This is a genomic window from Methylocapsa sp. S129 (genome assembly GCF_009765995.1).
In the GTDB taxonomy this organism is placed as follows: Bacteria; Pseudomonadota; Alphaproteobacteria; order Rhizobiales; family Beijerinckiaceae; genus Roseiarcus.
This window is the reverse complement of sequence record NZ_LMUI01000011.1, coordinates 198,171-210,838: the sequence shown is the minus strand read 5'-3', so window position 1 is coordinate 210,838 and position 12,668 is coordinate 198,171. Positions and strand designations below refer to the sequence as shown.

General features: G+C 61.6%; 12 protein-coding genes. 8 read left to right on the top strand and 4 right to left on the bottom strand.

Annotation, left to right across the window (positions count from 1 at the left end):
• The first annotated feature begins 108 nt into the window (after nt 1-108).
• Nucleotides 109-810 (top strand): GIN domain-containing protein, encoded by a 702-nt coding sequence (locus GSQ90_RS03465; protein WP_158813335.1) that lies wholly within the window; start codon nt 109-111, stop codon nt 808-810.
• A 74-nt stretch (nt 811-884) separates the two neighbouring features.
• Nucleotides 885-2,465, top strand: a complete 1,581-nt coding sequence (locus GSQ90_RS03460) for a serine hydrolase (protein WP_158813333.1) — start codon at nt 885-887, stop codon at nt 2,463-2,465.
• Nucleotides 2,466-2,594: 129 nt separating this feature from the next.
• Here GSQ90_RS03460 and GSQ90_RS03455 read toward each other — a convergent pair whose 3' ends face one another.
• Together GSQ90_RS03455 and GSQ90_RS03450 are read right to left on the bottom strand one after the other, a co-directional pair.
• Nucleotides 2,595-2,855, bottom strand: a complete 261-nt coding sequence (locus GSQ90_RS03455) for a hypothetical protein (RefSeq protein WP_158813331.1) — start codon at nt 2,853-2,855, stop codon at nt 2,595-2,597.
• Nucleotides 2,856-3,069: 214 nt separating this feature from the next.
• Complete coding sequence (locus GSQ90_RS03450) at nt 3,070-4,509, bottom strand: serine hydrolase (protein ID WP_158813329.1); 1,440 nt, start codon at nt 4,507-4,509, stop codon at nt 3,070-3,072.
• A 161-nt stretch (nt 4,510-4,670) separates the two neighbouring features.
• Here GSQ90_RS03450 and GSQ90_RS03445 point away from each other — a divergent pair, with 161 nt between their 5' ends.
• Complete coding sequence (locus tag GSQ90_RS03445; protein WP_158813327.1) at nt 4,671-5,435, top strand: LytTR family DNA-binding domain-containing protein; 765 nt, start codon at nt 4,671-4,673, stop codon at nt 5,433-5,435.
• 42 nt (nt 5,436-5,477) lie between these two features.
• Here GSQ90_RS03445 and GSQ90_RS03440 read toward each other — a convergent pair whose 3' ends face one another.
• Nucleotides 5,478-6,275: a helix-turn-helix domain-containing protein gene (locus GSQ90_RS03440; protein ID WP_158813325.1), complete on the bottom strand. Its 798-nt coding sequence runs from the start codon at nt 6,273-6,275 to the stop codon at nt 5,478-5,480.
• Nucleotides 6,276-6,391: 116 nt separating this feature from the next.
• Here GSQ90_RS03440 and GSQ90_RS03435 point away from each other — a divergent pair, with 116 nt between their 5' ends.
• The 4 genes from GSQ90_RS03435 (at nt 6,392) to GSQ90_RS03420 (ending at nt 10,190) form a co-directional block, all read left to right on the top strand.
• Complete coding sequence (locus GSQ90_RS03435; protein ID WP_158813323.1) at nt 6,392-7,942, top strand: carboxylesterase/lipase family protein; 1,551 nt, start codon at nt 6,392-6,394, stop codon at nt 7,940-7,942.
• Nucleotides 7,836-8,747, top strand: a complete 912-nt coding sequence (locus tag GSQ90_RS03430; RefSeq protein ID WP_371418324.1) for a metallophosphoesterase — start codon at nt 7,836-7,838, stop codon at nt 8,745-8,747. The genes GSQ90_RS03435 and GSQ90_RS03430 overlap by 107 nt, the downstream gene beginning before the upstream one ends.
• Entirely contained in the window at nt 8,744-9,205 is a 462-nt protein-coding gene (locus GSQ90_RS03425) for a hypothetical protein (RefSeq protein WP_158813319.1), read from the top strand. The genes GSQ90_RS03430 and GSQ90_RS03425 overlap by 4 nt, the downstream gene beginning before the upstream one ends.
• Before the next feature lie 190 nt (nt 9,206-9,395).
• Nucleotides 9,396-10,190: an extracellular solute-binding protein gene (locus GSQ90_RS03420; protein ID WP_158813317.1), complete on the top strand. Its 795-nt coding sequence runs from the start codon at nt 9,396-9,398 to the stop codon at nt 10,188-10,190.
• Nucleotides 10,191-10,316: 126 nt separating this feature from the next.
• On the opposite strand, the gene GSQ90_RS03415 is transcribed toward GSQ90_RS03420, so the two are convergent.
• Nucleotides 10,317-11,846 carry an MDR family MFS transporter gene (locus GSQ90_RS03415; protein ID WP_158813315.1) on the bottom strand — a complete coding sequence of 510 codons (1,530 nt, stop codon included), beginning with the start codon at nt 11,844-11,846 and terminating at the stop codon, nt 10,317-10,319.
• A 118-nt stretch (nt 11,847-11,964) separates the two neighbouring features.
• On the opposite strand from GSQ90_RS03415, the gene GSQ90_RS03410 reads away from it, so the two are divergent.
• Nucleotides 11,965-12,618 (top strand): MarR family winged helix-turn-helix transcriptional regulator, encoded by a 654-nt coding sequence (locus GSQ90_RS03410; protein WP_158813313.1) that lies wholly within the window; start codon nt 11,965-11,967, stop codon nt 12,616-12,618.
• Nucleotides 12,619-12,668: the final 50 nt, after the last annotated feature.

Here is a 12,668-nt window from a genome sequence, read left to right as displayed (position 1 = left end):
TAATATCTGGCGAGAACGCGCCGCCTTGCTTCGGCATTGTCTCTGCGAGATCGGGGCCGCGTCTGCGCTTGAGACCAACGGGCCCCCATCGTTGAAGGAAAGCTCGCCATGAGGAGAACTTCGATATTGATCGCTGCTGTGGGAACTCTCGGCGCCTTCGTCTTCCTCGCGCCCGGCGTTGTGCTCTCGGGGCAGTATCGGGCTCATGCAGCGACCTGGTCGCGCGTATCGCAATTACCTTGCGAATCGACGGCGTCCAGCAGGACGCAAGTCATCCTGCCCTTTACCCCCGGCGACAGCCTGACGATCACGCTGCCAGGGTCCGTCCGATACCGGCCGGGGGACAAAGCGGAGGCTGTCGTCACCGGAGATGCGGCGCTTCTCGATCATGTTCGCTTGGAAAACGGCACGTTGAGTTTGGACTGCGAGCCCAACTCGTCGAAGCTCGAAATCGACTTGACCGGCCCAGCAATCGCGGACTGGAAATTACAAAGCAGCGCCAACCTCACATTAACAGACATAAGCCAACGCCAATTGCGGTTGACGATCACGGGAAGCGGCAATGTCATGGCTGCGGGCGCCGTTGAAACGGTCGGATTGAAAAGCACCGGTTCAGGCAATGCGGAACTGAAAAGCCTGGTCGCAAAATCTGCGGAGATCGCGACGACCGGCAGCGGCGGCGCCCGACTGACCGCCGAGACGAACGCGAACGTGTCGATCACTGGAAGCGGCAACGTCGAATTGTTCGGGAACCCGACTTTGAGCCGTTCGAAGGTGACGGGCAGCGGCAGAATTATAGAAATACCTTAGCGCCCGACTCATACCGGCGCGCGACGTCCTAAACGTCGGCGACGTCAACATTCCCAGGAATGATGGAGGCGAGCATGATGCTCACGAGAATCAAGAAACATTTCATTTTAAGCGCGGCGTTGAGCTTATCCGCTCTGCTGGCTTGCCTTCATCTCGTGCCTGCGCGCGCGCAGGACCTCGATAAATCCCCGTGGCCGACCAAGGGATGGCTGACGTCGCCGCCGGAAGAGCAAGGCATGGATTCGTCTGATCTCGCCAAGCTTGTCGGCTATGGCGCAAGCCACAGCTTCGACAGTCTCATCGTCGTGCGGCATGGGCGGATTGTCACCGAGGCCTATTACGCGCCCTACACGGGAAACATTGTGCACGAGATATTCTCTTCGACAAAAGCGGTTACCGGCACGCTTCTCGGGATGGTCGCCAAGGACGGCCTGCTCGACCGTCTCGATCATCCCCTGCTGGATTTTTTCGCCGATCGCCGCGTCGCCAATGTCGACGACAGAAAGAAAGCCATCACGATTCAAAACCTTTTGGACATGACCTCCGGGCTCGACTGCGATCAGGGAATTGAGGGCGGCAAGCAGCAGACCATGGTCGATACGTACCGAAGCTCCAATTGGACCCAATTCATTCTCGATCGCCCGATGGCCCATGCGCCGGGAGAGCTTTTCAATTACTGCAACGGCAATGCAAATCTGGTTTCAGCCCTTATCACCCGGCTTACGGGCAAGCCCGAGGAGGATTATGCGCGAGAAAAGCTTTTTGCGCCGTTAGGCATCGCCGATTGGCATTGGGATCGCGATCCCCAAGGCCTCACAACAGGAGAGGGGGAGCTGTTCTTGCTGCCGCGCGATATGGCGAAAATCGGCTATTTGTATTTGCGTCACGGCGAATGGGAGGGAAAGCCTCTTCTGCCGCCGGGCTGGGCGGATGTTTTGAATCACACGCTCGTGAATATGCATGCGTCATGGGATGCGAAGCTGAACTACTCGAACTTCATCTGGGTATTTCCCGACAAACACGCTTACATGGCGAATGGCAAGGACGGCCAGTTGATCACGGTGTTTCCCGATCTCGATATCGTGGCGGTGACGACCTCAAGAAAATTCGTCAAATTAGAGGCCCTGATCGACGCTGTTTCTGGCGCTGTCAAATTCGAGTCGGCGCTGCCGTCGAATCCGAACGCCGCTGAAGAGCTCGCCAGTGCGATCAAGGACGCCGCGGTCGAAAAACCAACGCCGGTTGGCCCAACGCCCGAGACGGCTGCCGCCATCTCCGGAAAGACTTACAAATTTCCTGACAACAACCTCGGGCTAAAGTCGCTTATCCTCCAACTCACCGACCCTCGTCCGCATCTCGAAATTGAATTGTCGTTGCGCAATCCGGCGGGTTCGTCACTCACGTACGACACGCCGATCGGACTTGACGGGCTCTACCGTAAGGGAGCGCCGGCGCTTGACGGCCTCTACCCCGGCCACATCCCGGCCGCCAAAGGGACGTGGCTGAACGGGCAGACATTCCGGATCGACACGCAAGATATCGGATACGGCACGCAGATCAAATATGTCCTGTCGTTCAATGGCGACAAGCTCAATATTCGCCGCACGGACGAGGAGGGCTGGGAAGTGTCGGTCGATGGCGAACAGGGCGATTAACGAGACTCAGGACCCATTCATTTGGATTGAAATGTGATTCGCGGGCTCCGAACAAACGGAGTGCGCAAATACCCGCCGACGGGGCCTCTCCGTCGGCGGTCCTCTTAGATTGCGCGTGTTAGCGACCCCTCAAAATTCCTTCCATTCCCCGCCCTTCCAATAGCCGCGGCCTTCGTGTTCGCGCCAGGCGTGCTTTTCGCCTTCCTTCCACTTCCAATCGTCTGGGTGGACGACCAGGCCAAAAGCCGGTTTGTATTCATAGTTGGCATGAGCGTGCCAGCAGTCTCCCTCTCCGTTGCAGACAATGCTCGCCGAAGCGCTCGTGGACGCCATGGCCAGAGCGCTCGCGCCGGCCAGCGCGGCGAATGCGATTGTGCCGAATATCTTCATGCTGAACTCCTTTTGTCGCATGCTAGCCCCAACCCGGCCAGAACGTGATGGGTCCGACTTGGTTCCTGGACAATTCGACGCATGCGGCGCCGATGCGCGGCGAGGGCCTATCCGCGTGCTCGACAGCCAGTTTTACGGCGACAGTTTGCTCAATGCCTATTGAGAATTGAGTGGCTGGATTCAATTGAATGCGTCGTCCCCGTAACGCCCAAAATCATCCGTTTCCGCCATCGGTCGAACGGATCGCGGCGGCGATGAGGAAAACGTCGTCCTCCAAGCCGAAATCCGGCCCCTGCGAATAGCCAAAGCGGGCGATCACGAGATGTTTCGACGGCACGATGTAGATGCGCTGACCTTGAATTCCGCTGGCGAAAAACCCGTCTTTTGGAAAACCATGCGCGATCCGCCACTGCGCGTAACGACTCTCTCCGTCGTTGGTCCAGAACCCTGCGCCGTACGGCGCGCCATGTGTTGAACGATGCGACCAGGCGACCCAGCCCTCCGGCAGAATGCGGCTTCCGTCGGGGGCGAGACCGTCGTTGGCGTAAAGGGCGCCGAAGCGAGCGAAGTCTCTGGCGCTCGCGAAGGCAAAGGAAGAGCCGACAAAGATGCCGTTGCCGTCGAATTCCATCGTTACATCCGTCATATGCAAGGGATCGAACAGTTCACGCCGAGCGAACGTCCGCATTCCCATGGCGCCCCCGCCTACGGTCTGGCCCAACAGGCGGTCAAGAATCAGCGTATTCGCCGATGTGTACTCCCAAGTTGATCCAGGCGGCGCCTTCAGCGGATGCTGTGCGGCAAAGCCGGCCATATCGCTTTGTGAGAATTCCATCCGGGATACCGGATCGAGTCCAGATCCCGTTTCGCCCGCATCGAGGCCGCTTTCCATTCGAAGCATCTGTTCGATCGTGATCGCGCCCCTAGGATCGCCCGGCGTTCGCCACTCCGGCGCATGGACGGGCTGGTCGATGGCGAGACGACCTTGGCGCACCAGCACGCCCAGGATCGCGTTGGTGAGCGATTTCGCAACAGACCAACTCAGGACCGGCGTGTGAATATCGAAGCCCGGCGCGTAACGCTCGGCTATGACGCGACCGTTGCTGACGACAACCACGGCCTTGACGTCTTTGATCGGCTCGCCTGGCCGCTGCGTGAAAAGACGATCAAGCGCCTCGCCAATCGCCGGGTCGGTCGCTTCAACAAGATGCGGCGGCGCAAATCCATCAACCGGCGTCGCCGCTCCGGGCGCCAGCGGCGGGGGCGGCGGCTCATTCGAGGAATAGTCGAGCCGGCAACCGTATCCGGCCGTGAAATCGGCTCGAGCGCTCAGGACGCCCGCGAAGCTCGCCGTCACGCTGCGCCTTTCGCGGTCGATCCGATCATCGATCAATCTCCAGGCGAAGCCGAGGAGCGGCCGGACCATCTCCCGATCGGCTGCGCTGGGCTCGATCCCTTGCACAAAGACAGCCGAACACAGGCTGTGCGCCGCCAAGCCCGCGGCGACCCGCGCCAACCTGTCGGGCCGAAGCGTGACCGCCAGAACAGCCGCGGCGAGCAGAATTCCGGCGCCGACAATCCAGCCGAGGCGGCGCGGCCCAATCGTCCTGCCAACAAACAGCCCGTGGCGGGCGGGAGGCGATGAATGATCCATGGTGGAAGCCGATCGGTTCTCGAAGTCTCAAGTCAGGCTGCCGATTACCGCCCGATTCGTCGCGATTCCATGCCAATTGGGCGAATGGGCGAATGGATTTGCCGGCCGGACCAACGGCGCCCTAAGGTTTCGCCGCATGAATCCTGAGTGAACGTTGGCCGATGCGGATTGAGGGGTGGAACGGCGAGATCGGCGACCCGCGCTGGTGGGCCCGAGCGCTTGGCTTTGCCGCTGTCCTGGGCATCTTGCTTGGCGTCATCGGGCCGTTTGGCAGCTATCTGAACCCGCTCCCCCTGCGTATCTTCGATTACGTGGCGACGATGCTCGCCGGAACCGTTCTTGCGGGATTTCTCATCCCGCTCCAATTGCGCGTGGGCCTAAAGCTTCGACTGCCCCGTCTGTTCGTCCTTGCCATCGGCATCGCCACAACGGCTGCGCCCATATCCGTACTATCGGCCATGGTGGCGCATTCGCTTTGGCCGGCGCATGTCAACAATTTCGGCGCTGTGGACTGGTATTTCCAAGCCGTCCTTGTCGAAGGTTCGGTCGTCGCGCTTTGGCTAATCTTTGAAACCGCTCGCCATGTGTGGGAAACTGCGGCTCCCGCCAACCCAAAGCCGCCGACGAGCGCGGCCCGCGACGGCGGCGCCGCGATCTGCTTACAGATGGAAGACAATTATGTCCGCGTTCACCGCGACTCCGGATCGAGCCTTGAATTGATGCCGCTGCACGAAGCGATCAAACGTTACGGTCAAACCGAAGGTTTGCAGGTGCATAGGAGTTGGTGGGTGGCAGCCGCCGCGGTAGACGGCGCAGAGCGCGACCTGCGCAATTGGCGTCTGCGTCTGGCGAATGGACTGCGTGTCCCGGTTGCGCGCAACCGCATCGCCGCGGTTCGCGCGAGGGGTTGGATCATCGAACCCTAGGGAAAGGCGTCAAGCGTCGTATTCGGTTCGCCAACTAGAGAATCAGGATCCGGTATTTTGCGTGACGCTGTTGAGATATTTGGCCGGCGGCTTTCCCAGCGCTTTCTTGAACATCGTGATAAAGGCCGTCACGGATTCATAGCCGAGGTCGGCCGAAACCTGCTGTACGCTTGCGCCGGAAGCGAGCTCTCGTATAGCGACGATCAAATGCAATTGCTGACGCCAACGGCCGAAGGTCAACCCTGTCTCCTTGACGACGAGACGTGCGAGGCTGCTCTCGCTGAGGGCGACGCGATTGGCCCATTCAGCCAGTGTGCGGCGGTCGGAAGGGTCTTCCGCCAGCCTTGCAGCGATCCGGTTCAACCGCGGCTCAGGCGAAAGCGGCAAATGTAAGCGCTGAACAGCCATCCGGGGTAGTTCCCGCAGCAGGATCCTCGTCAAGAGGTCCTCTCTCTTGTCATCATCCGCTACCTGATCGGACAATTCGACGATCAATTCGCGCAGCAGTGGCGAGATCGAAAGCGTGCAACATCGATCCGGCAGGTCGATAACCTCCGGCTCGATATAGACGAAGAAGAGCCGGGCATTGGCTGTCGCCAGGTTGCTGTGGCGCATGCCCCCGGGAACCCAAACCCCGCAATGAGGCGGCACCATCCACAAGCCGCTGGGAACGCGACATGTGACGCCCCCTCCCAGCGCGAAGACGAGTTGCCCCTTGCGATGACTATGATCGGGCGCCTCCGCCTTCGTCCCGATCACGTCAACGCGCACGGCAATCACCGGCGCGGAGCGGTCATCCACATCGAGATTGAGCCAGGGGTAGCGGAGAGGTTGTCTCATGATTGACGGTTTTTAGCGATCGGTTGATAGAACATCTAAATTAATCAAAGGAGAAAGTCGATAAATTTCTGACCTATGCCGGGTAGGCGCCCAAAAAATAATAAGGAGATACGACCGTGAACGCCTTCATGACCGCGAAAGCAGCCGAACTGGGACGACAGGTTCGCACGCAAGCCGGTCCCGTGCGTGGCTGCCCACGGGATGGTAGCGGCGCGCTGGCGTTCAAGGGCATACCGTATGCGGCGCCGCCGGTCGGGCCGCTTCGTTGGCGCGCGCCGCAGCCGCCGACGCCTTGGGACGGCGTGCGCGATGCCTCGACATTTGGCGCAGGGTGTCTGTCGGCGCTCGAAAATGATCAGCGGCCGGGGCCGCGCAGTGCGGATTGCCTCTATCTCAATGTCTGGACCGCCGCGAAACAGGCCGACGAGAAGCGGCCCGTGATGGTGTGGATTCACGGCGGCGGCTTTCAATTCGGCTCCTCGGCTAATCCCGCCACCAATGGCGGCCCGTTGGCAGGCAAGGGCGTCGTCGTCGTCAGCTTCAACTATCGCCTCGGCGTCTTCGGCTTTTTCGCCCATCCCGATCTCGATTCGGAAGCGCCATCGGGCAATTATGGCCTGCAGGATCAACTGGCGGCGCTGCGCTGGGTCAAAGCCAATATCGCCGGCTTTGGCGGCGATCCCGACAATGTCACGCTGTTCGGCGAATCCGCCGGCGCCATGGCCGTCGGCATCTTGATGGCTTCGCCGCTGGCGCATGGACTGTTCCACAAAGCCATTGGCGAAAGCGGCGCATTCTGGGATGGCAGACACGGGCCGCTGCAAGGCTTTGATGAAGCTAGAGCGCGCGGCCGCGCTTTCGCTCGTCAGCAAGGCCATGCGTCTATCGCGGCTTTGCGCGCCGTGCCGGCCGAACAATTGAACGCAGCCGCGCCCTGGAGCTTTCAGTCCGATCACGTCGTAGCGGCGTTCTCCCCCAGCATCGATCATCATGTGATACCCGACGCGCCCGCTGCGCGCTTCCTGCGCGGCGAGCAAATGCCCATCCCCTTATTGGCGGGTTGGAACGCCACGGAGGAATTCCCTTTCCTCTCACAATCACTCCCCGATCAATCGGCGCAAGCCTTTTGCGCCGCGGCCGAGGCGATGTTCGGTAGGGAACGCATGGCGGATTTCCTGGAGGTCTACCCTGCCGACACCGACGCGCAGGCCAAGGCTTCCGCCGCCGCGCTCACGGGCGACATTGTGGTCGGCGAGCAGTGCTGGCAGTGGCTGCAACTGCATCGAGCAGGCGGTCGCGCGCCCGTCTATGGCTACATGTTCAGTTACACGTCGCCCTACACGCCGATCGCCTCGCACGTCACCGAGATCCCCTTTGTCTTCGGCACTTTGACGCCGCAACAGGTGATCGGCGGCGGCGCGCCGCCGGCCGAGGCGGATCGCGCTCTGGCGCAGACAATGATGAGCTATTGGGTGAATTTCGCGATGCACGGGGATCCCAACGGAACTGGCCTGCCAGAATGGCCGGCGTATGATGAGGAAGACGTCGTACAGATCCTCGATGCGACGATCGAAGCGCGTCCCAATCCGCAAGCTGCGCGCTTCCGCTTCCTCGGCAGTTTCAGACAGAACGGCATTCTGCCGATGCGTTGGCGCGAAGCGCCCTAGACGCCATGATGGGCGACGTGGGTCGCGAAGCCGCTCACTTCCAACGATACGGATCGACAGTCTCATGCGCATCGCTGTTATTGCTGACGTTCACGGAAACGCCGTGGCCCTTAAAGCCGTCCTGGCTCACATACGCGCATCTGCGCTCGACCAAATCGTCAATCTTGGCGACCTCGTATCGGGACCATTCGATCCGGCCCAAAGCGCTGACCTCCAGGTTGGCCTCGAATGCCCAACGATTGCCGGAAACCATGAGCGACAATTGTTGCAGGGCGGGATGGGCGTTTCGGATGCTTTCGCCAGACCTCTCCTGACGAACGCTCATCTTGATTGGATAGCGAGCCTGCCAAAAACGCTCGCGCTCGCGGATGAACAAGTCTTCGCCTGCCACGGAAGCCCAGCGGGCGGAGACCTCGAATATCTTCTCGAGGATGTTCGTTCGGGCCACCCCATTTTGGACAGAGAGGACGCCATCGTTGCAAGACTCAAAGGGATAGGGAAGGCGAGCGTCGTACTCTGCGGCCATACGCATATTCCACGCATCGTCGCCGCCGGAGGCGTCTTGATTGTGAACCCCGGCAGCGTCGGAATGCCTGGCTATCGAGATAATTCGCCAATTCCGCACGTCATGGAGGCCGGCGCGCCGCACGCAAGATACGCCCTCCTTGAAAGACTTGCTGATGGTTGGGCTGCAGAGCTACGCGCCGTGCCATACAATTTCGAGGAGGCCGCACGCCAAGCGGAAAGAGCAGGCAGAGACGCCGTCGCATTCTCCATCCGCACCGGGCGAATGCCTCCTGCATGAGCGGCTATGCGCTTTCCGCCCCGGCGACGGCTCAACCACCGGCGTTTTGGAAAGTTGCAACTATTTGTCGCGGCGTTCGGCTTGGCCGGCGCTGGCCGATGTTGGGCGATCTTCTCTGGGCGCGCCGTCGTCCAGCATCGCAGCGTCATTCAAAATTAATTCGGCGCACCCGGAACTCAGTCGGTTGCTCAATCATTAGGCAATCGCGATCTTCCATCGCCGAAACCGAACGGGAGGACAAGATGCACGGCACAGTCGCTCCGCCGTCTCATATTCGCTCCGAAATTGGAGAGCGGATCGCCGATTTGCGCGATTCCTTGGCGTTGACGCGAGAATTATTGTGCCGCGCGGTCGCCGAAAGCGCATCCGAAAACGAAGTTCATAAACTTCGCATGCGCGTCATGGCGACCTTGGAGGCCATCGACAAGCTCCACGCCTTTGAGCGGCCCAGACTGTAGAAAAAAGCTTCCGGTTCCGAGGCGCCGATCATTGCTCGTCCCGCAATGCTTGCACGAGCGGCGGCCGTTGCAGGTCGCAGAACTTTTGCTTCCCGTCGCCGCCCGATCGGACGCAATATCGCGCTGAGACCAGCGATGCCGGCTTTTCAGAACAATGGCGTTTTTGTCCTCGCAGTCTCGGGGAGAAGCGATGAGATCGCAGCTAAGCCTTGTCCGCGCCGCAAGCATCGCCTTGGCGAGCGCTCTTTTCCTCGTCAGCGCGGCCTTCGCCGGCGAGGTCAGGGTGGTCAGCTCAGGGGGCTTTGCCGCCGCCTACCGGGCGCTGGCTCCCGAATTTGAGCGCCAGAGCGGCGACAAGCTCGTCACGAATTGGGGGCCTTCGATGGGGAATACCGCGGACGCGGTTCCCTCCCGGCTGGCGCGCGGGGAGGCGATCGACGTTGTGATCATGGTGGGATATGCGCTGGGGGACCTTGTCAAGCAAGGCAAAGTGGACGGGGACAGCCGGGTCGATCTCGCGCGTTCCGGCATCGGAGTCGCGGTGCGCGCGGGCGCGCCCAAACCCGATATCGGCTCCGTCGACGCGCTGCGGCGAACGCTGCTGGCCGCCAAATCCATCGCCTATTCGGACAGCGCGAGCGGCGTTTATATCCAGAACGAGATGCTGAAGAATTTGGGCGTCGCCGATGCGGTCGCCGCCAAAGCGCGCATGATCCCCGCCGAGCCCGTCGGCGCCGTTGTCGCGCGCGGGGACGCCGAGATCGGATTTCAGCAGATCAGCGAATTGAAGCCCATCGCGGGCATCGACATTGTTGGACCCCTGCCGCCCGAGGTGCAAAAATTCACCGTCTTTTCGGCTGGCGTTGTCTCGGGGAGCCGGGAGCCCGAGGCGGCCCGAGCGCTCGTTCGGTTCCTCGCCTCGCCCGACGCCGCTCCCGCCATCGCGGCCAGCGGCCTGGAGCCGATGGCGGGCGGCGCCAAATGATCGGGCGTCTCAAACGATCATTGACGCTCTTTGGACTGCGCCCCTCTCGTGAGACACGACTCGTTCTGTGTCACGATCACCGTAACGCCGCGTTATGGCGAGCGGCTTCGCCAGGAATCGGCGGGCTCAGCTTCGCTTAGGGATCTGGACGTCCTCCAGCAGAAGCGTCAGCGCCATGGCGACGAAATAGAGCGCCGCCACCCAGACGAACATCGTGTTGAAGCCGCTCGAATAATGGCCGAACACCACTTCGCGGACACTATCCGGCAGGCTCCATGCGAGGCGCGGGTTCAGTCCGGTTAGGCCCTCGGGCAGCAGCGCGGCCGCATCGGCGGGAAGCTCGGCCGTCTGTCGATTCAGCGCCCAGGTCATCACGGCGCCGTTCAGCGCCAGTCCCAGCGACGCCCCGATGGTCCGCGCCTGAGTGATCAGCGAGGTGACGGCGCCAATGTCCCGCAGCGGCGCGGCGGCCTGGATCGCCACGATCAGCACCTGGAACTGCAGACCCATGCTGACGCCGAACAAGCCCATCATCGCCGCCAGCAGCCAGATAGGCGTGTGCGCATTGACGAGGACAAAGCTGAGCATCAGCAGCCCGCCGATACCCATCGCCGCCACCGGCATCCATTTGTAGCGGCCGGTCGCGGCGATCACCCGTCCTGCAACGATCGAGACGATCATCGAGGTGACGGAAGCGGGCAGGAACAGGAAGCCGACCGCCGCCGGGCTCAATCCGGTCAGCGTCTGCATGTAGAGCGCGAAATAGAAGAACATCCCCAGCGTCACGGATCCCGAGACCAGCGACACGCCCGAGACGATGCTGACCGTCGAAATGCCAAACAGCCGCAAGGGCACGATCGGCTCCTCGGCCCGCCGCTCGACCATGATGAACGACGCGATCGCGGCGAGCGCGATTATCGGCAGCACGAAGGTGAGGAGGTCCGGCCCGGCGGGATCGAGCACATGATAGCCCCAATAGACGATGGCGGTCGTGCCGATGGCCAGCAGCGCGCCGCCAAGATAGTCGACGCGATGCCTCTTCTGGCTGGACCGGCCGCGCATGGCGACGGCGAGCACCGCCAGCACGACGATTCCGACCGGCAGATTGACCAGGAACACCCAGCGCCAGCCGAACAGGCTGGTGATATAGCCTCCGGCCAACGGGCCGAGGACCGACGACAGCGCGAACACCGCCGAACTGTAGCCTTGATATTTGGCGCGGTCGCGCGGGCCGAACAGTTCGCCGATCATCGCGAAGGCCGAGACCATCAGACCGCCGCCGCCTATGCCCTGCAGAACGCGCGCGGCGATCAGGCTCTCCATCGACCATGCGGCGCCGCAGACCAGCGAGCCTAGCAGGAACAAGCCGATCGCCGTCAACACCACGTTTTTGCGGCCAACCATGTCGCCAAGCTTGCCGTAGAACGGCGCAACCGCGGAGGTCGAGAGCAGGTAGGCCGCGCCAACCCAGCCGAACAAATGCAGATTGCCCAGTTCGCCGGCGATGGTGGGCAAGGCCGTGACGACGATCTGCATGTCGATGGTGGCCATGAACATGGCGATCAGCGCGCCGAAATAGACGATCAATGTTGCGAGGTCGGGCCCGGCTTCGGCCTCGACGGGCGCCGCATCGGGAAGGGTCGAGTCAAGAGTCATCGATATCTCCGTGGACCGGGCGCAGTTTATGTGCCCATAGCAGATACATGTCAACATCAAATATATGTTTCAGGCATATATTTGACATTGACACGTATTTTTGCTAGCGCGCTGGGATATGAGCGACAATGCTTCCGGACCGGGCACGCCTGACCGATTTCCCGCCCTGTGCCAGGGCGATCCGGACCTCGCGGATTTGGCGCTGAGAAGCGGCCTGTCGGAAGCGGCGGCCAAGGCCGTCGCCGCCATCGATGCGGTGATGATCAAAGTGCGCCGCTCGATCCAGCGCCGGGATTTTGGTCGTTTGATCCTGGCCCGCATCGATCCCTCGCTGGAAGTGAGCCATCTCGACGCGATCATCGCCATCGCGCACAATCCAGGCGCCGGCGCCGCCCCGCAGGACGAGGTGACGGTCGGGATCATCGCCGAGCGCTTAGGGATCGACCCCTCCCGCGCCAGCCGCATCTCCGCCGATCTTGTCGAGCGCGGCTACGCCTTCCGCGTCGCATCGCAACTCGACGCCCGACGCATCTGCCTTCAACTCACCGCCAGGGGCGAGCGCTTCGTGACGGCGGTGCGCCAGACCAAATGGCGGATTTTCGCAGGCTCGCTGGCGCAATGGGACGAACAGGACCTCGTGACGTTCGCCGCCTTGCTGGAGCGCTTTGCGGGTTGGGCGATCGACGAAGCGGGGATGAGCCGGTCGGCCGACGCCGTCAAGCAGATGATGGACGAGACGGAACCCGGCGTGGAGCTATCCCAAGCGAAATAGAAGAAGGCGCCGCCGAAGCCTCGCCAGACTCCAACCGCCTGACAGTCTGT